Origin of the sequence: Cognatishimia sp. 1_MG-2023 (assembly GCF_030548175.1) — a bacterium.
Taxonomy (GTDB): Bacteria; Pseudomonadota; Alphaproteobacteria; order Rhodobacterales; family Rhodobacteraceae; genus Cognatishimia.
Genome location: NZ_JAUORX010000011.1, coordinates 1 through 18,478 on the forward strand (window position 1 = coordinate 1; position 18,478 = coordinate 18,478).

Genomic DNA, 18,478 nt, shown 5'->3' on the forward strand with positions numbered 1-18,478 from the left:
CCGACATCACAAAACGCGAATAACGTCTTTGTCGATCCCCAACATATAACCGCGCCGGGCGACGTTCTTTACAAGCAACTCACTGACAATCTGATTGCCCAGACTATCACGCAATCGCTTAATCCGCGTTGCGCCAGCCGCTTCTTCGCAATCTGCTTCCAGCTTGCCTGAAATCATGGCCTCAATCGCTACACCTGACAAAACGTCATCATCCATACGGGCCTCAGCCAGAACTGACATCGTTTCCATCGCCGCATCTGTCAGCTTGAAACCCATGTCATTCAGATAGACCTTCTTTTCATCGCGACTGATCAGCAATGAATTCACCTGAATGCCGGATCGTTCAATCTGTGCCATGCGGCGGTTCATCGTGATCAGCATCACCAAAAACACCAATGCCGCGATCATCATGCCGGTCGCAAAGATCAGCAGCACAAAAATCACCATCCGGTAACTGGATAAAATCTCAGCAAAGGACGTGCCCGACTGCGCCAAAATCTCCAACAGCTTTAGATCGGCTTGCCGGGTCAGATCATCATTCTCAACGAACAACTGCTCCACACGAGCATTAAACGCATTCGCGTCTGGCAGCGTGAACAACAACAACGCCCCCGCGCCCAGCAAAATGGCCACGATGGCGATAATCCCAAGCGTGACCACACGGCTGCCAATTTGGCGCGCTTCAATAGCGGAGGTAGAATTGTCCAGCATCAGCTTTCCTTTGGTCGAGACCAGATGAATCAAAGACTGACAGAACATTCAGCAAAACCCAACCACCTGACCGTAGTCGCGGCGTCAATTCGCCTTGGGCATTGGATTTGCTGCATTCGCCCTGAACCTGCGCAACACCGTAGTGCAAGCGTAAGGGGTCATTCTGTTTGGCTTTGTAATCTGCATAGCAATCTTGCGCCATGGCCGCTGTAGCAAACGACAACGCAAGTGCGGAAAGCGATATGATGAGTGCGTTTTTCATAAGGCCACTCTGATGTGATCGACTTAGATATTCAATAACAACAGGGCTTTCCGGCGTTGATATTCGATAACAATGGGCCGTTATTGCCTGACTTTCGGGGCTGGGGGCAAGCTGATCTCATCAACTCGCTCTTCACTGCGAACCCACAGAATCGCTTGCACCCGAAAGAAAGGCATACCCCATGTCCCGTAAATTCATCGCATCCATCTTGATCGCGGCAGTCACCGTTACTGGGCTGTCCCTCTCGGCAGCGCCAGCCAAAGCTGGCAATGACGATTTGGCTAAATTGCTCTTTGGCGCTACCGCGCTGGTGATCATTGGCAAGGCGGTCTCTGATCGCAATCGTCATTCAACAGCACCTGCTGAAACCACTCGCCACGATGATTATCGTCGAGAAGAGGAACGTCGTAAGCGCCGCGAAGCGCGCCGTAACTTTAGACAACTACCTGCCTCATGTTTGCGTCAGCACCGCACGCGCGACGGTCGTGTCCGCATGATGAGCACGTATTGCTTAGAACGTAACTACAACCACGTCAGCCGTTTGCCGCATGATTGCAAAATTCGTGTCCGCACAAGCGATGGTCCGCGTCGTGGTTACCAGATGCGCTGCTTGCGCGACCGTGGGTTCAAACTGGCATCTAACTAACAGTTGAGCACAGGGGCAGCACCCGCATCCCCAAGCTGCCCTGAAAAACCGGCGCCAGGCAACTGGCGCCGGTTTTTTCTTGCGACCCAGTCAAATCTGCGCTTTCACCATCGGATGACCCAGCCTGATTACACACTCGAAGAATCGGCGCTCCTACGCGGGGCAACCTTAATCTGTGGCGTTGACGAAGTCGGGCGTGGGCCATTGGCAGGCCCGGTCATGGCGGCCGCTGTGATCTTGGATCCAAACAACATCCCAGCGGGCCTGAACGATTCTAAAAAGCTCACTGCCAAACGGCGTGAGCTGCTCTACGATCAGATACTTGCTGCCGCCATAGTGGGGGTCGGCGAGGCATCGGTGCAGGAAATTGACGAGATCAACATCTTACAGGCCAGCCACCTTGCTATGGTGCGCGCCGTTCAAAACCTGTCCCAGCAGCCAGATTACGCTCTGATTGACGGGAACCTTCTGCCCAAAGATCTAAGTGTGCCAGCCGAAGCTGTGATTAAGGGTGACGCAAAAAGTGTTTCTATTTCAGCGGCTTCGATTGTGGCAAAAACAAGGCGCGATCGCCTCATGTTGTCATTGGCGCAACAGTTCCCGGGATATGGGTGGGAAAAAAACCAAGGCTACCCAACGCAGCAACATCGCGATTCTATCCACAAGCTGGGGATAACCCCACACCATAGACGTTCGTTTAAGCCAATACACAACATCTTGTATCAAGCTAAAAACCTAACATCTTGATTCAAAAAGGAATTGACCTCGATTCCAGTTTAGTCGATCCTGTGGATAACCATAGAGCACACAAGTGCCGGTTAAATAGAGCGCAAAAGCGCCGAGCATACTGAGGCAGTAAAAATGACGAATAAACCAAAGAAAAAGGGCTCGACAGAGCTCCCTCTAAACACGATTCTTGCTGGTGACTGCATCGAAATGATGAACAGTTTGCCTGAGGAATCCGTTGACCTGATCTTTGCGGATCCCCCCTATAACCTACAGCTCAAGGGTGATCTTCACCGCCCAGACAATTCCAAAGTCGATGCTGTGGATGATGAGTGGGACCAGTTCTCGTCTTTTGCAGCCTATGACAAATTCACACGCGAATGGCTAAAGGCGGCGCGCCGTTTGCTAAAGCCAAATGGCGCAATCTGGATGATCGGCAGCTACCACAACGTATTCCGTATGGGCGCCGAGCTTCAGAACCAAGGTTTCTGGATTTTGAACGATGTGGTTTGGCGCAAGTCGAACCCAATGCCAAACTTCCGTGGCAAGCGCTTCACCAACGCACATGAAACAATGATTTGGGCCTCTAAGTCAGAAGGCAGCAAATACACATTCAACTATGAAGCTTTGAAAGCGTTGAACGAAGGCGTTCAAATGCGCAGCGATTGGGTTCTGCCAATCTGCACCGGCCACGAGCGTCTGAAGAACGACGAAGGCACCAAAGCACACCCAACGCAAAAGCCAGAATCCCTGCTGCATCGCGTGTTGATCGGCTCAACCAATCCAGGTGACGTTGTTCTGGATCCATTCTTTGGTACAGGCACAACCGGCGCCGTCGCGAAAATGCTTGGGCGTGAGTTCATCGGCATCGAGCGCGAGGAAGAATACCGCAAAGTGGCTGAAAAACGCATTGCTGGTATCAAGAAATACGACCGCGAAGCTCTCGAAGTGTCCACATCAAAGCGGGCGCAACCACGCGTCCCTTTCGGTCAACTCGTCGAGCGCGGCATGCTGCGTCCCGGCACCGAACTGTCGTCTATGAACGGCCGTTACAAAGCCAAGGTTCGCGCAGATGGCACGCTGGTCGGCAAAGATGTAAAAGGCTCAATCCACCAGGTTGGCGCCGCCTATGAAGGCGCACCAAGCTGTAACGGTTGGACATATTGGACGTATAAGAAAGAGGGCAAACAAGTGCCGATCGATCTGCTGCGCCAAGAAATCCGCGCCGAGATGGAAACACGCCCGAACTAAGTACTCAGTTTCACAAGAATACCTTGGGTCTGCCATTCGTCGCAGACCTAATACCGAGGTACCGCCGGTGCCTGTGGACTGACTACACATGGCACCTTGACTTGCCCCGCCTTTGGCGGGGCTTTTTTTTGGCATGGGTGGGGGCGCTGCCCCCGTCTTTGAAACAGGTTTCAAAGACTCCCCCGAGGTATTTTAGGTCAAGAAAAAACTAGCGGGGTTTTGGATTGAGCGCCTTGTTATAGGGGTGCCAGTCTTCGATCTCTGGATAGTAGGTTTTCCGCCAAGCCCGCACACGCGGGTTCATAAAGCGGCGCCAAATTGGCGGTACCATCGCCGCCATGGTCATGACTGGATAGCCATATGGTAACTGTGGCGCTTCGCTTTCGTCATAGTTTTGCAGCAGCGGAAAACGGCGGTCGGGTTTGTAGTGGTGATCCGAGTGGCGCTGTAGATTGATCAGTAACCAATTGGTCGCCTTATGTGCTGCATTCCAGCTGTGATGCGGTTTGACGTGTTCGTATTTACCGTCACCCAAATGCGCGCGGGTCAGGCCATAATGTTCGACATAGTTCACAAGCTCCAACTGCCAAATCGCAACACCAGCTTGCAGCAGAAACAATCCAACGCCAGCCCAGCTACCAATCAGGGCGGCCAAAAGCAGCATGAAACCCTGCAGGAGCCAATACCGAAAGAATGGGTTCTTGCGGTCTGTCCACAGCCGGTCTTTGCGCGCGAGTAGAGACTGTTCCGCCCGAAACGCGCTTAATAGAGACTGTTTTAGAACCCGTGGAAAGAACCGATGGAACCCTTCGTTATAGCGCGCTGTCACCGGATCGCGCGGCGTGCCGACATAACGATGATGCACCAACAGATGTTCGCTGCGGAAATGCGAATAAAGCACCATTGCGAGTAGAATATCGCCAAACCACCGTTCCAGATTATTGCGTTGATGCATCAGTTCATGGCTGAAGTTGATACCAACCGTGCCGGTAATCACGCCAACGCCAAAGAACAAAACAATCCGTTCGGTACGCCCCAAATGCTCTGCGTCTAGCACATAAGCCATCAGCCCAAACAATGTGACAAACTGCAAGGCAGGCCAAACCAGCGTGACCAGTCGATACCAAAACAGCGCATCATCTGGCGTTTGTGGATCGTTATTCGCCAGGTTCAGCCCGGCTGCCGCATCCAAAATGGAAAACAAATACCAAGCGACCAATGGTGCGCTGATCACCCACCATCCGCCTTGGATTGCACTGAACCAAATCAGTGGCACCAATAGCAATGGCAACCAATAGGGCAGGGCGTTTCTAAGATTGGCCACTTGTGTGGTCTCTGACATGGCGAGGCTCCGATTTGCTCGATCGCGCGCGTTTGCCCGCATAATGGGCGGCACAGCGCAAAGGATCAATCCGCGTCGCTGCCTTTCGTAAGGTCAAAGGCTTTTCGCATCACAGTCGGCAGGTCAGAAGGCCGGAAATCATCGACCTCTTTGAACTCACCCACCTTGGGCGCGCGATCCATTGGCACCAATGCGGTCATGACTTTCAGACGCAAATGAAAATGGGTGAACGTATGGCGGGCCTCTGTGTTCAGCGTTTTCCACTCGGCTTTAATGGGCATGTCATGATGGGGGGGATCATCCTCTACCCATTCCGAACCAGGCCAACCCAGCATGCCACCCAGCAGACCCTTGTCAGGGCGTGTTTCCAACAAAAACGCCCCATCCACGCGCCGCGCGATATAGGCCGTACCGTATCGAATCGGCTTTGGCTTCTTCGGTGTTTTTTTCGGCAATTCCGCAGCCGTGCCTGCCAGTCGCGCTTTGCATGGCGCACGCCACGGGCAAATCCCACAGGCTGGATTTTTCGGGGTGCATATCGTAGCACCCAAATCCATCACCGCCTGCGCATAGTCGCCGGGCCGTTCGCTAGGCGTCAACGCTGCAGCGCGTTCTGTCAGCTCTGGCTTTGCCGTGGGTAGTGGCGTGTGAATGTCAAACAGCCGTGACATCACACGCTCGACGTTCCCATCCACCACAACGGACGCTTGATCATAGGCAATCGCGCTAACCGCACCCGCCGTATAGGGGCCAACACCCGGTAATTTCAGCAATTCATCATAGGTGCCGGGAAATTCACCGTCGCATTCATCCACAACATACCGCGCGCATTTCAATAGGTTACGCGCGCGTGCGTAATAGCCAAGACCGGCCCATGCGCCCATCACATCTGCATCTTCAGCTGCGGCTAGATCGCTCACAGTTGGCCAGCGCTTTGTAAACCTCAGGAAATAATCTTTTACCGCCGCAACCGTTGTTTGCTGCAACATGATCTCTGACATCCAAATGCGGTAAGGGTCCGGCATGACACCAGCGGCTCGATCCGCGGGCCCAATGCGCCATGGCATCTTGCGCGCATGCACATCATACCATTCCAGCAAATCAAAGGCTTTCGGCTGGTCACGCAAGTGTTATATCCTTTAAGCTAATCTGGCACTGGTCACGGCGCTGTCTCACTCTAAGATAACGTCGAACGAAAGGATGCAAGGCCCCTCATGCGCAGACCGTCCTATAAAGGCTTTCAACGCACGTCCACCCTGTTGCGCGACAAGATTCGCAAGGCAGGCGAGACGCGTGGCTTTGCCGTGACGCGCGTGTTGACCCATTGGGCAGAAATCGTTGGCCAAGAAACTGCGGCCATCTGCAAGCCCGTTGATGTGAAATATGGCCGCCAAGGCTTTGGCGCGACATTGACGATCCTGACCACGGGTGCGCAGGCCCCCATGCTTGAAATGCAAAAAGAACGACTGCGGGAAAAAGTGAACGCGGCCTATGGCTATAATGCCATTACCAAGATGCGGATCACTCAAACCGCCCCGACCGGATTTGCCGAGGGACAGGCGCAATTTGCCCCAGCGCCCAAGGCAGCCAAACCGCCACCTGATCCAAAAGTTCAAAAAGAAGCGCACACCATGGCAGCCCCTGTCCAAGATGACGGACTTCGCCAAGCGCTGGAACAGCTGGCCAATAACGTTTTATCCAAATCTAAGAACTGAGGAAGGTTTCAGAAATGAACCGTATTATTCCAATTATCATCGCGATTGTGATCGGTGTCGCCGGCGGCGCATATTACCTGTCACAAAGCGGTGGCAATTCCGCGACGGCGCAAACCACAATCGACACGCCACAGGCCAGCGATGTTGATACATCCGGTATTCAAGACATGATCCTTGGCGATGCAGACGCGCCGATCACAGTCATTGAATATGCTTCGTTCACCTGCCCACATTGCGCTAGCTTTCACGCGACCACCTATCCAAAGCTAAAGGCTGATTACATCGACACCGGCAAAGTTAAATTCGTCTTCCGCGAAGTTTACTTTGATCGCTTCGGCCTTTGGGCATCTTTGATCGCACGTTGCGGTGGCCAAGAGCGTTTCTTTGGCATCACCGACCTTCTGTTCAAAGGCCAATCTGATTGGTCCCGCGCAGGTGATCCAGTCGCGATTGCTGATTCCATCCGTAAGGTTGGTCGTTTGGCTGGCCTCGGTGACGAGCAGCTACAGTCCTGCTTGCAAAACGAAGACGAAGCAAAGGCGTTGGTGGCTTGGTACCAAAACAATGCAGCCAAAGATAACGTAACCGGCACGCCGTCTTTCGTAATCAACGGCGAAAAATTCAGCAACATGAGCTACGCTGACTTCAAGAAAACACTCGACGGCATGCTTTAAGCAAACCTCGATTTCCAAGGAAAACGCCCGCCCTAACCGGTGGGCGTTTTGCGTTTTAGCTATGCCCCTAACAACCGATCCAAGACCGCATCAACCGCAGTCCAATCCTCGATCTCTAGTCGCACGGGCAGGGTTAGAACGCGCTGCCGATAGGTCTTGGGCAGGCGCACAGCGTCTTTCTCTGTTGTGACCAACTGGGCGCCAAGTCGCTGCGCATCCGCATCCAATCGCGCCAATAAGCTTTTGCTAAGGGGTTGGTGATCATCCAGCGCATGAGTTTGCAGCAATGTCGCGCCAAGCTCACGCAATGTGTTGAAAAACTTCTCTGGATACCCGATCCCGGCAAAGGCCAAAAACGGCGTGTCTTCCCAATCCATACCGGTCTGCAAAGGCGACACATGGCCAGTTACATGCGGTAAACCGATCACAGGTCCCCAAACCTCCGAAAACCGCTTTTGCGCAGGGTTAGAGCCTATTGAAAGCACCAAATCAGCCCGCGCAAGCCCCGCCTCAACGGGTTCCCGCAGTGGTCCAGCTGGGATGCAACGACCATTCCCAAACCCACGCTGTGCGTCCACCACAATGATCGAGGCATCTTTGACCAACGACGGATTCTGAAACCCATCATCCATCAAGATAATCTTTGCCCCCGCATCCTGCGCAGCCTTCGCACCAGCCGCACGATCCTTAGAAACCCACGTCGGCGCAAAGGCCGCCAGCAACAGTGGCTCGTCGCCTACCTCATCCGCTGAATGCGTACGCTCGTTAACCTGCACAGGTCCGTCTAGTGATCCGCCATACCCACGCGATACAACATGCGCTGTCACACCGCGCGCTTGAAGCCGTTGAAGTACCGCAATTGCAGTCGGCGTTTTTCCCGTACCACCAGCATTCAAATTGCCAATGCACAGCACAGGCACATCCGCTTTAAATCCATCTCCCTTGGCCACACGTCGCGCCGTCGCGCCGGCGTAAATTGCACCCAAAGGCGCCAACAATCGCGCCTTCCAACTTGGCCGATCCGCAGGGGTGTTCCAATAATCCGGCGCGCGCATCACTTGGCGTCCTTCTGGTCTAGGGTCTCGTTGATCTGTTCTAGGATATGATCCGTGACCATGGCACCTTCGGAAACAGTTTCCCATCCAGCATGAACCATTTTCGCAACCTTATCCGGCGCCATCAGGCTGGCCAGGGCCGCAGATAAAGACTCCACATCCTTCACAATCCGCGCCGCACCCGCCCGTGCTAGCCGCGAATACGCCTGAAGATGCTGCCGAACTCCCGGCCCATATAAGACTGCAGACCCCAAAGCCGCAGGTTCAAACGGGTTCCGCCCGCCATGCCCGCTGACCAACGAACTGCCCAGTAGTGTGATTGGCGCCACGCGGTAAAACAAACCCAACTCTTCGGCGTTTTCTGCCAACAGGATTTGCGTCCGCTCCTCTGGCATCTCGGCATCATCCCAATGGCTGACGCGCCATTTCTGTGCCTCGCATTCCGTACGAATGGCTGCGGCCTGTTCAGGTCGATCAGGCACAATCATCAACAGCAACCGTGGCGACAGCCTCATTGTCGCCCGCTGAGCCGTTAATACGATATTCAATTCTTCTGGCTGAATGCGCGCGGCCAACCAAACAGGCCGCGCCGTTAAGCTATCACTCAGGTCATCCAGATCACTTTCCGAGCAATTCAGCGCTGGGCTATCTTCCAATAGTGGCCCGCTGTCTTCAACCTGCGCCTCCATGCCCAACATCCGCCGCAAGCGAAACCCACTCGCCGAGTCGTGCGCGTAAATCTTGGTAAAAAGCTGCAACGTTGGCTTCAGCGAATCCGGCAGCCACCGCCAATTGCGATGCTCAAGATCGAGCTCATCAGCGTCGATCAAAAACGAAGGGATACCGCGCTCATGTGCACCACTGATCAACGCAGGCCGCACTGCAGGGCCTTTCCATAACAGCACATCAGGTTCCCAGTGATGAAAGAAACGGCTGACATCCGCGGGGTTCTCGCTTGGCAATTCGACAAATTGCACACAGTCAGGCACCCCCAAGGGGCGCTCTTTTACGGCTGACACTGTCAGAATGACATGCCCGTCGTCACGTTGTGTCGCCAGCTTTCTACCCAGCTGCACCATAGCAATGGCATCACTCGCCACAGCGCAATGCACCCAGATCAATGTTCCATCCGGGCGCAGCCGATCCGGTTGTTGCCAATGCGACGACTCGCGCCGTGCAAAGGCCAGATAGGCGGTCAGGGAAAGCGATGGAGCCATAAAGTGTGCGCGCTTTGATCCGGGCCGACAATCGGCGTTAAAGGTCTTGGCAAATTAGGCGCATCGCCCCCTAGCGACAAGGGACATAACGCCCCTTTGGTTGACCTCCTTTGCCGGATCGGGCAACCATTTCGCTAAAGTCTGCCTTGAAAGCCACTTGATGAAACCTTTTCTGATTTTACAACTGCGCCCGGAAGCCGAGGCAAGTGACAATGAATTCCAAGCGATATTAAGCAAATCCGGTCTGACCGAGGCGGAAACCCATCGCTTGCAGTTGAACAAAGACGATATTCCAGCGGAACTCTCTCTGGACGATTATGCCGGTGTGATCGTCGGTGGTGGCCCCGGCTGCGTCAGCGATGCCCCAGAGGATAAATCCGAAGTCGAAGCCAAGATCGAAACCGAAATTCTTAGCCTTCTTCCAGAAATCACAAAACGTGATTTTCCGTTTATGGGCTGCTGCTATGGCATCGGCGTTTTGGGGCACCACCTTGGCCGCGTGGTAAACAAAGATAACTACGGCGAAGCTGCAGGCACCGCTGATTGCCGACTGACAGAGGCCGGCAAATCAGACCCTGTTCTTGCGGGAATGCCCGACCAATTCGACGCCTTTGTTGGCCACAAAGAAGCCATGCAACGCCTACCCGAAGGCTGCACGCATCTGGTCGAATCCCCCACCTGCCCATTCCAAATGATCCGCTTTGGTCAGAACGTTTATGCGACTCAATTCCACCCCGAAGCAGACGCAGCCGGGTTTGAAGTGCGCATCGGGGTCTACAAAAACAAAGGGTATTTTCCACCAGAAGAAGCGGACGCTTTAATCGCTATGTGCCATGCAGCGGATGTGCACGCACCAGAAAAGATTTTGCGCAATTTCGTGGACGTTTACCGCGGTTGATCCCGCGCGGATGCGGGGCTTTGCCCCTCAAACTCCCCAAAGTATTTAGACCAAGAAAAAACTAATAGACCAGCGCGTCCGAGATGCTTTGGTGCAGGGTGGCATTGGCGCCAATCATGCCTGCCAAGCGGGGGTCTTTGTTGTTAAAGACTAAGGGCGCGCCATGACGGTCTGATGTGATCGCGCCAGCTTCTTGAAGGATCAAATCACCTGCTGCCACGTCCCATTCCCAAGTGGGTCTGAAGGTGAACATCGCGTCAAACTTTCCTTCGGCCACCAATGACAAGCGGTATGCAAGCGAGGGGCGGTGATTGCGTTTCACATCCGGAAGCGCGTGCCAGTTTTTCGCATCCATCGCTGGTTTAGTTGCCAGTATATCTGCGCCGGTCAGATCTGGTCGGCGCCCAACAGCGATTACATCCCCGTTCAAATGCGCCCCTTGCCCAAGCTCGGCTGTATAAAGTTTGTCTCGCAATGGCAGGTAAACAACGGCCGCCGTCACTTTACCCTTTTCAGCAATCGCCAGTGAATGTGCCCAGGTTGAATCGCCCGCAATGAAACTGCGAGTGCCATCAATGGGGTCGATGATAAACACGCGCTCGTCGTTCAGGCGTGCATCATCCTGCGGCGATTCTTCGGACAGCCATCCATAGTCAGGCCGCGCCGCGCGCAGCTCTGCGTCAAGCATCCGGTTCACCGCCAGATCAGCCTCGGTCACGGGGCCTGCGCCATCCGCCTTGTCCCAGACCTCTGGGTTTTTACCAGCAAAGCCACAGGCAATTCGGCCCGCTTCTTGGGCGGCGTCAATCAGTAGGGAAAGGTCACTGCCCGGCAAGGGTCATTCCTTCGACCAACAGCGACGGCACGACGCGGGTCAGATGGGCACGCGCGTCGTTGGCTGGCACAATGCTGCGCAACATGTCACGCAGGTTGCCCGCAATTGTACATTCATTCACCGCATGGGTGATCTCGCCATTTTCGACCCAAAGACCAGCCGCACCGCGCGAATAGTCGCCGTTGTTCGGGTTGATGGTGGACCCAATCATAGAGGTCACAATCAGGCCAGTGCCCATATCGCGGATCAGATCAGCGCGGCTTTTGTCGCCCTGCGTCAGCGCGATGTTCCATGTACTTGGTGACGGCGGGCCACCCACACCACGTGCCGCGTTACCAGTGCTTTCAAGGCCCAGTTTGCGCGCATTGGCTAAATCCAGCGTCCAACTGGTCAGCACGCCGTTATCAACAATCGCCCGCTTTTGCGTTGGCAAACCTTCGGCATCAAACGGACGCGAGCCAGAGGCGCGCGCGCGATGTGGGTCTTCGATGATCGACAGATCGGTTGGCAAAACTTCTTGTTCCAAAGCATCCAGCAACCACGATGAGCCACGTGCAATCGCTGCCCCATTGATCGCACCCAAAAGGTGCCCAATCAAAGAGCTGGAAATCCGTTCATCAAACAATACCGGAAAGGCGCCGGTTGGTGGCTGTTTCGCATCGCGACGCGCCAAGGCGCGTTCCGCAGCGCTGCGACCAATGTCTTTTGCATCGCGTAGGTCCGCTTGGAAAATGCGGCTATCGCCGTCGTAATCCCGCTCCATATCAGCGCCGGTGCCCGCAATCGCGACACAGGATAGCCCGCGATCCGTACGGGCATAACCGCCAGAAAATCCGTTGCTAGCTGCCAAATGCACCTGCGTGGCACCATAGCCCGCAGAGGTTGCTTGAACCTGCGAAATCCCGTCTACAGCCAGTGCACTTGCCTCAGCTTCTGCTGCATCGGCTTGTAACTCTTCGGGGGCAGGTTCCGCAGAAGGATCACACAGCTCTAGCGCATCAATGTCCCAAGATTGCACCAGCTGATCCGCGCGTGCCAAACCGATATGGGGGTCTTCGGGTGCTTCTTTTGCCATGGCAACAGCACGTTCAGCCATCATCGCAATCGTCGCATCGCTGATATCAGACGCAGACACATTCGCCTGTCGTTGGCCTATGAAAACCCGCAGGCCAATATCGGTTCCTTCGGAGCGTTCCGCATGTTCCAGCGCGCCGCCGCGTACATCAATTGAAACCGAGGTGCCCTGCACCGCCATCGCATCGGCGCCATCGGCCCCGGCTTTTTGCGCTGCGTCCAGCAATTGCTGGGTCAGCTCTTGCAAAGTTTTGCTCATCCTGCCTCCGCGGAGTTGTTCTCTTCAGGTAGACCGGGATGCCCCGCAAGGCAAGCCTATCCCCAATAAAATAGGCCGCCCAGAGTGTGTCTGGGCGGCCTGCATTTCACGCATTTTGCGTTATTTGATGCGCTGACCGTTTGCCAGAACGTGACCGTCTTCGTTCACTTCGATGGTCGAGTTCAGCTCGTCCTCGGCTGGACCAGGGGTCGTGAACAGACCCATCATCATCCGCGCGCCCATCGCGTCTTGTTCTTGAACGATGCCCATTTGGATCAGCTTATCCAGCAGGCCATTGCCGCCCAACAGACGAAAGTTCGCCTCGCCCAATGGGCGCGGCATGCCATCAAAGCTTTGGGTGTCGGTATTGTCGAAGGTGAAATCACCTTTACCAGTCAGCTCCGCGCCACCAATTTCAATCACCAGATCGCTTAGGGTTAATGCTGTCAACTCACCCGGAAACTCGTCAGAATCTTCGATGGTTGGGTCCATCAGGTCCATCAACAGACGGGTTTTGCCTTCTAGGTCAAAGCTTAGCGTCGCTGGATCACGAGGCAAAACTGCCGTTGGATCAAAGATGCTCCACAACAAATCAGGCACAGCCAAACCGCCCAGCGTCAGGCCAAAGGCAAAGTCCTGCTCTTCATCTGCAGCCATCAATGGCATCAACAGTTCATAACCCGCTTCGGCCATTTCGAAAGAAACCGGGAACGGAATATCGCTACCTGCAACGTTTACAGTGATGTCAGAACCGCCACCTGCATATGCAAAACCAGCCTCGTCCATCGCCATTTCCAGCTCGCCAGAACCAGCAGAGGTTTCGACGTTAAAGGCATCGCCATCCGCAGTGCCTTTTAGCTGCATCTGCGAACCACCTTGGGAAAACGTACCAGTGAAGCCAAAGCCCGCTTTGAACAGCGCGGTTGGATCTTCAACGTCATAGTCTGATGGAACGACGGCCTCGCCCTCAAAGCTTAGGTTATCAACCGAACCCGTCGCGACAACATCTGCGCTTTCTGCTTCGTCAACGACACGCAGCTCATATGTGACCTGATCAGCGCTAAACTTTTGCGCCACATCGCGCATATCGCCAACTTTCATCGTCGACTGACCAATCACGTTGTTGATGACCATTTCAAATGTCAGCTCGTCTGGCGCGTCGCCATCCACAACAAATTCGGTCAAAGCCATTTTTAGGCTTGCAGCAGTATAGCTATAGGCCAGATCGTCAGGGTCACCCGAAACGATGGTCGACATGCCGGTCATGTCCAACGCGACAGTTGCGTTCAGCGCTTCGCCTTCCGCAGGGTCGACATCAATTTTCAGCGTCGATGTGGATGGCATACCAACAGCAACAGAGCCATCACCTTGATCGGTAAAACTCATTTCCGGCATGGACATGACAAAGGTGCCTTCGTCTTCCGGCAAGTCCCAAACCATGGACAAGTTCGTAATGGTTAATGTGTCACCAGAACGGCTTTCATCACCCGTCACCACATAACCAAAATCGGTCATATAGGTCCGCCAGTCATTCCAGACGTCTTGGCCAGTAACATCTGCCATCGCGGCAGAAGATGTAAATGCGCAGGCCAACGCTGTGGCCCCAGTTAATTGAGTCCAACGAGACATAACGAACCCTTCCCAAATAAAATTCCCTAATAACTTCGGGTCTTGCATGCCGATGGTCAAGGGGCAAGGGCTGGACCAGAAGCCTCTGGATGGCTACCAATTGGATCAAATCGCAAATGAGGGCCCGCGAATGTCTAATATGCAAGGAAAGACCGTTCTAATCACCGGCGCTAGCCGCGGCATCGGTGCCAGTGCCGCGCGGGTTTTCGCCGATGCAGGTGCAAATGTTGCTTTGGTCGCGCGCAGCGAAGACGCCATCGCCGACCTGACCGCTGAACTTGGCAAAAACGCCATCGCGATTCCATGCGATGTGAGTCGCTATTGGGAGGTCGAAAAGGCAGTGCAAGCTTGCGTTGAGACCTTTGGCGGTATCGACGTGCTGGTGAACAACGCGGGCGTAATTGAACCTGTCTCGCATTTGTCAGACGCTGACCCAGAGGCATGGGGCCACGTGATCGACATTAATTTAAAGGGCGTATTCAACGGGATGCGCGCCGCCATGCCAGTGATGATCGATAATGGCGGTGGCACGCTTTTGACCATCGGCTCAGGTGCTGCCCATGGTCCGGTCGAAGGATGGAGCCATTATTGCAGCTCCAAAGCCGCCGCATTGATGCTGACCCGGATGGCAGACAAAGAAGCCGCCGACAAAGGCATCCGTGCCATCAGCCTGTCCCCCGGAACCGTCGCCACGCAAATGCAACGCGAAATCAAAGCCAGCGGCGTGAACCCCGTCAGCCAGTTGGATTGGGAGGTGCACATCCCACCAGAATGGCCTGCGAAAACCCTGCTGTGGATGTGTGGTGCTGACGCGGATGAATTCCTTGGCAGTGAAATATCACTCCGCGATGAAACAATCCGAAAGAAAGTGGGCCTGATTTGATCCAACTAAGCAAAGAGCCAACAGGCCTCTGGATCGTTACCATCAATCGCCCGGAAAAGGCCAACTCCCTGACCGAGGCCATGCTGACCGAGCTGGCCGACATCATGGAAACGGCCCAAGACGCTCGTGCTGTGATCATCACAGGCAACGGTAAAGTCTTTTCCGCAGGCGCTGATCTGGACGAGGCCCGCGCGGGCCTCGCAACCAGCCCAGTGTGGGAGCGCCTTTCCGGCGCGGTCGCTGCTTTACCCGGCTTGACCATCGCAGCACTGAACGGCACCTTGGCCGGGGGCGCAAACGGCATGGCACTGGCCTGCGACATCCGCATTGCAGTGCCAACCGCCAAGTTCTTTTATCCTGTTATGAAGCTTGGGTTTCTCCCGCAACCTTCAGACCCCAAACGCATGGCTGCACTGATCGGACCCGCCCGCACCAAACTGGTGCTGATGGGGGGCCAAAAGCTGACGGCAGAAGAGGCATTTAACTTTGGCCTAATCGACCGCATCGTTGATCCTGCGGAGTTGATGGAAACCGCAAGAGTGCTTGTCGCAGATACGCTAGGGGCCAAACCAGAGATCGTGACCGGTATTAAAGCGCTTTGTACCTAAAGAATGGGGGCTTTGCCCCCAAACCCCCAAGGTATTTGGATCAAGAAAAATGGCATGCTAGGGCTGAGGCAACCTTGCGGAAATTCCCATCGTTTTTCTTGAGCTTTCTGTCATGAACAGGCAATAGATTAAGGCGCAGCGCACAGGGGCAGGGCATGGAACAACAACCAGAAATCATTCAACAGGCACTGGGCTTTGCCCAACAAGGCTGGGACATTGCAGAAGGCTGGCTACTTAGTCCTGCTGCCTGGTCCCAATTTGCCATATTGGTTGTCGCGTTTTTGATTGCCTTATGGGTTACGCGTAAACTGCGACCCATCCTGACTAAGCTGCTGACGCCAGCCGAAGACCAAAACGGCTATCTGGCACAAGCTCGCCGCTTTGTGTTGCAGTTCGTACCACTTTTGTTGCCGCTGATTGCCTACGGGCTGACCGGCGTTGGTGAAAACGTCACGCGCAGTGTGTTTGGCTCTGGCGCTGTGATCGCCTTTGGCAATCGGTTGATCCTGTTCTTGGCCGTCCGAATTCTGGTCAAAGAAGTCATCCAAGACAGTTTCCTTAAGGTTCTTGGCAAATACATCCTAATCCCTGTCGCCGCACTGCATGCGCTGGGCCTTTTGGCGCTTGTCACGGCCAAGCTTGACGCAACTGTTGTGCCCTTGGGCAACCTTAGCTTTTCACTGCTGTTCCTCGTGCGCTTTGCCATCGTAGGCGGCGCGATCTTCTGGTTGGGGCGCTGGTCAAACGCCCAATCGACAGCCTTAATCCAAAGCCAAAAAGAAATGCGCCCAGCCATGCGAGAGCTGGCCACCAAAGCTGCTGAAATCGCGATATTTGGCATCGCCTTTTTGCTGTTGATGAACATCATGGGCATCTCGCTGACCTCGCTTGCGGTCTTGGGTGGTGCAATTGGTGTCGGCCTTGGTTTTGGTCTGCAAAAGATCGCCTCGAACTTTATTTCGGGCGTTATCCTGTTGCTCGAAGGGCAGGCAACCGTTGGCGATTATGTCGAACTGGATGGCGGCGAAGCAGGCACCATCGTGAAAATGACCGCCCGTGCCGCCATCCTTGAAACCTTTGATGGCCGCTGGATCGTGGTCCCGAATGAGGATTTCATCACCACTCGCGTCGTGAATTATTCTGACAGCGGATCGGCCAACCGCTACGAAGCCCCGTTTTCAGTGAGCTATGACACCGACATCAACAAAATCCCCGCAATCATCGAAGCCGCTGTCGCCAAGTTGGACTTCGTGCTAGAGGACCCAGACGGCCCCGATTGCGAATTGCGCGGCTTCGGCGATTCCGGCGTCGATTTCGCAGTGGAATTCTGGGTCAACGGGATCGACGACGGTAAGAACAAATTCACGCCCAAGGTGCTGTTCGCCATTTGGAACGCGCTCAAAGACAACAACATTGAAATCCCCTATCCGCATCGCATGGTCGAGCTGAAGGGCGAATTGGTAACGCGTTCAGAATGAAAACAGCACTTATTATCGGCGGCGGTCCCGCAGGGCTGATGGCAGCAGATGTCTTGTCAGCAGCAGGGCGCAAAGTTGTCGTCGCCGATGCCAAACCAACGGTTGCCCGCAAATTCTTGATGGCGGGGAAGTCTGGCTTGAACCTAACCAAGGACGAGGCCCCTGAACCCTTTTTGGCGGCCTACACCGAAGCGCGTCCAGCCATAGAGCCGATGCTTGCAGCCTTTGGCCCAGCCGAGGTCACAGCATGGGCGCAAAGCCACGGCCAAGAGACCTTTACCGGCTCTACCGGTCGCGTGTTTCCTAAATCCATGAAGGCCTCACCGCTATTGCGCAGTTGGTTGGCCCGCCTTGCAACCCAAGGCGTCGACATCAAAACACGTCACCATTGGGTCGGCACAAAAGACGGCTATGTCTTTGATACACCCGACGGTCAAGTCACCCTAACAGCAGACTGCTGCGTCCTTGCTTGCGGTGGCGCAAGCTGGGCGCGTTTGGGATCAGATGGCGCGTGGGTCGATCACGTCGACGCCCCGGTCACGCCGTTCCAGCCTGCGAACATGGGTTTTCTCGTGGATTGGTCACCGCATATGGCCAAACATTTCGGCCAACCCGTCAAAGGCGTTGCCCTGCACGCTGGTTCAGAAAAAGGCCGTGGCGAGTTCATCATTTCCGCGCAAGGCATCGAAGGCGGCGGCATCTATGCGCTGTCCCGCGCCATGCGCGAAGGCGCCACGCTTTCCGTGGACCTACTTCCTGATCTAGATGTGGACACCATTCGCAAACGGCTTGCGAAACCACGCGGGAAAATGAGCCAATCGAATTTCCTACGCAAAGCGCTGAAACTCGATCCCGCGAAACAGGCGCTGCTGATGGAATTTGGTCGCCCGCTTCCGGACGACCTTGCACCTTTGCTCAAATCCCTTCCGATCCCACACAATGGCCCGCGCCCATTGGACCAGGCGATCTCGACCGCTGGCGGCTTGCAGTTTGATGCGCTGACCGACGGTCTGATGATCAAATCCCACCCCGGTATTTTTGCCGCTGGTGAAATGCTGGATTGGGAGGCCCCAACCGGCGGCTACCTGATCACTGCATGCCTTGCGACAGGTCGATGGGCCGGGCAACACGCAGCAAAATATCTCGCGTCCTGACAGAGATTGTCAGTGGGGCATGCTACGTGATCCCCAGTGATTTAGTTTGAAAGGATGATTT

19 protein-coding genes are annotated in these 18,478 nt (G+C 54.8%); 10 read left to right on the top strand and 9 right to left on the bottom strand.

The window, feature by feature from the left end:
• Positions 1–6 precede the first annotated feature (6 nt).
• Both Q4544_RS14340 and Q4544_RS14345 read right to left on the bottom strand, forming a co-directional pair.
• The gene (locus Q4544_RS14340; protein ID WP_303507412.1) at positions 7–711 is read right to left on the bottom strand and encodes a hypothetical protein; all 705 of its coding nucleotides are present in this window, start codon (positions 709–711) and stop codon (positions 7–9) included.
• Positions 683–973 carry a hypothetical protein gene (locus Q4544_RS14345; RefSeq protein ID WP_303507413.1) on the bottom strand — a complete coding sequence of 97 codons (291 nt, stop codon included), beginning with the start codon at positions 971–973 and terminating at the stop codon, positions 683–685. Before Q4544_RS14345 ends, Q4544_RS14340 begins: the two co-directional genes overlap by 29 nt.
• A 181-nt stretch (positions 974–1,154) precedes the next feature.
• On the opposite strand from Q4544_RS14345, the gene Q4544_RS14350 reads away from it, so the two are divergent.
• The 3 genes from Q4544_RS14350 to Q4544_RS14360 all read left to right on the top strand — a co-directional run bounded on the left by Q4544_RS14350 (position 1,155) and on the right by Q4544_RS14360 (position 3,596).
• On the top strand, positions 1,155–1,619 hold the full coding sequence (locus Q4544_RS14350) for a hypothetical protein (RefSeq protein ID WP_303507414.1): 465 nt from the start codon (positions 1,155–1,157) through the stop codon (positions 1,617–1,619).
• Between the two features lie 114 nt (positions 1,620–1,733).
• Entirely contained in the window at positions 1,734–2,366 is a 633-nt protein-coding gene (locus tag Q4544_RS14355) for a ribonuclease HII (RefSeq protein WP_303507416.1), read from the top strand.
• A 114-nt stretch (positions 2,367–2,480) separates the two neighbouring features.
• Positions 2,481–3,596: a site-specific DNA-methyltransferase gene (locus Q4544_RS14360; protein ID WP_303507418.1), complete on the top strand. Its 1,116-nt coding sequence runs from the start codon at positions 2,481–2,483 to the stop codon at positions 3,594–3,596.
• 208 nt (positions 3,597–3,804) lie between these two features.
• Here the strand turns inward: Q4544_RS14360 and Q4544_RS14365 are convergent, their stop codons facing one another.
• Complete coding sequence (locus tag Q4544_RS14365) at positions 3,805–4,938, bottom strand: alkane 1-monooxygenase (protein ID WP_303507420.1); 1,134 nt, start codon at positions 4,936–4,938, stop codon at positions 3,805–3,807.
• 65 nt (positions 4,939–5,003) lie between these two features.
• Positions 5,004–6,065, bottom strand: a complete 1,062-nt coding sequence (gene mutY, locus Q4544_RS14370) for an A/G-specific adenine glycosylase (protein WP_303507422.1) — start codon at positions 6,063–6,065, stop codon at positions 5,004–5,006.
• An 87-nt stretch (positions 6,066–6,152) separates the two neighbouring features.
• Between mutY and Q4544_RS14375 the strand changes: the two genes are divergently transcribed.
• Both Q4544_RS14375 and Q4544_RS14380 read left to right on the top strand, forming a co-directional pair.
• Positions 6,153–6,653 (top strand): DUF721 domain-containing protein, encoded by a 501-nt coding sequence (locus tag Q4544_RS14375; RefSeq protein ID WP_303507424.1) that lies wholly within the window; start codon positions 6,153–6,155, stop codon positions 6,651–6,653.
• Between the two features lie 14 nt (positions 6,654–6,667).
• Positions 6,668–7,327 (top strand): DsbA family protein, encoded by a 660-nt coding sequence (locus tag Q4544_RS14380; RefSeq protein WP_303507425.1) that lies wholly within the window; start codon positions 6,668–6,670, stop codon positions 7,325–7,327.
• Positions 7,328–7,386: 59 nt separating this feature from the next.
• Here Q4544_RS14380 and lpxK read toward each other — a convergent pair whose 3' ends face one another.
• Both lpxK and Q4544_RS14390 read right to left on the bottom strand, forming a co-directional pair.
• Positions 7,387–8,382 (bottom strand): tetraacyldisaccharide 4'-kinase, encoded by a 996-nt coding sequence (lpxK, locus tag Q4544_RS14385; protein WP_303507426.1) that lies wholly within the window; start codon positions 8,380–8,382, stop codon positions 7,387–7,389.
• Positions 8,382–9,599, bottom strand: a complete 1,218-nt coding sequence (locus tag Q4544_RS14390; RefSeq protein WP_303507427.1) for a 3-deoxy-D-manno-octulosonic acid transferase — start codon at positions 9,597–9,599, stop codon at positions 8,382–8,384. Before Q4544_RS14390 ends, lpxK begins: the two co-directional genes overlap by 1 nt.
• A 160-nt stretch (positions 9,600–9,759) precedes the next feature.
• Between Q4544_RS14390 and Q4544_RS14395 the strand changes: the two genes are divergently transcribed.
• Entirely contained in the window at positions 9,760–10,497 is a 738-nt protein-coding gene (locus tag Q4544_RS14395; RefSeq protein WP_303507428.1) for a glutamine amidotransferase, read from the top strand.
• 61 nt (positions 10,498–10,558) lie between these two features.
• Here Q4544_RS14395 and Q4544_RS14400 read toward each other — a convergent pair whose 3' ends face one another.
• The 3 genes from Q4544_RS14400 to Q4544_RS14410 all read right to left on the bottom strand — a co-directional run bounded on the left by Q4544_RS14400 (position 10,559) and on the right by Q4544_RS14410 (position 14,294).
• On the bottom strand, positions 10,559–11,332 hold the full coding sequence (locus tag Q4544_RS14400) for a 3'(2'),5'-bisphosphate nucleotidase CysQ (RefSeq protein ID WP_303507430.1): 774 nt from the start codon (positions 11,330–11,332) through the stop codon (positions 10,559–10,561).
• Complete coding sequence (locus Q4544_RS14405; RefSeq protein ID WP_303507431.1) at positions 11,319–12,665, bottom strand: TldD/PmbA family protein; 1,347 nt, start codon at positions 12,663–12,665, stop codon at positions 11,319–11,321. Before Q4544_RS14405 ends, Q4544_RS14400 begins: the two co-directional genes overlap by 14 nt.
• Before the next feature lie 120 nt (positions 12,666–12,785).
• Positions 12,786–14,294, bottom strand: coding sequence for a DUF2125 domain-containing protein (locus tag Q4544_RS14410; RefSeq protein WP_303507432.1), 1,509 nt, complete (start codon positions 14,292–14,294; stop codon positions 12,786–12,788).
• A gap of 130 nt (positions 14,295–14,424) precedes the next feature.
• On the opposite strand from Q4544_RS14410, the gene Q4544_RS14415 reads away from it, so the two are divergent.
• The 4 genes from Q4544_RS14415 (at position 14,425) to Q4544_RS14430 (ending at position 18,417) form a co-directional block, all read left to right on the top strand.
• Positions 14,425–15,177, top strand: coding sequence for an SDR family oxidoreductase (locus Q4544_RS14415; protein WP_303507433.1), 753 nt, complete (start codon positions 14,425–14,427; stop codon positions 15,175–15,177).
• Positions 15,174–15,785, top strand: a complete 612-nt coding sequence (locus Q4544_RS14420; protein ID WP_303507434.1) for an enoyl-CoA hydratase/isomerase family protein — start codon at positions 15,174–15,176, stop codon at positions 15,783–15,785. Before Q4544_RS14415 ends, Q4544_RS14420 begins: the two co-directional genes overlap by 4 nt.
• Before the next feature lie 155 nt (positions 15,786–15,940).
• Positions 15,941–17,263 (top strand): mechanosensitive ion channel family protein, encoded by a 1,323-nt coding sequence (locus Q4544_RS14425; RefSeq protein WP_303507435.1) that lies wholly within the window; start codon positions 15,941–15,943, stop codon positions 17,261–17,263.
• Positions 17,260–18,417: a TIGR03862 family flavoprotein gene (locus tag Q4544_RS14430; RefSeq protein WP_303507436.1), complete on the top strand. Its 1,158-nt coding sequence runs from the start codon at positions 17,260–17,262 to the stop codon at positions 18,415–18,417. Before Q4544_RS14425 ends, Q4544_RS14430 begins: the two co-directional genes overlap by 4 nt.
• The last annotated feature ends 61 nt before the right edge of the window (positions 18,418–18,478 follow it).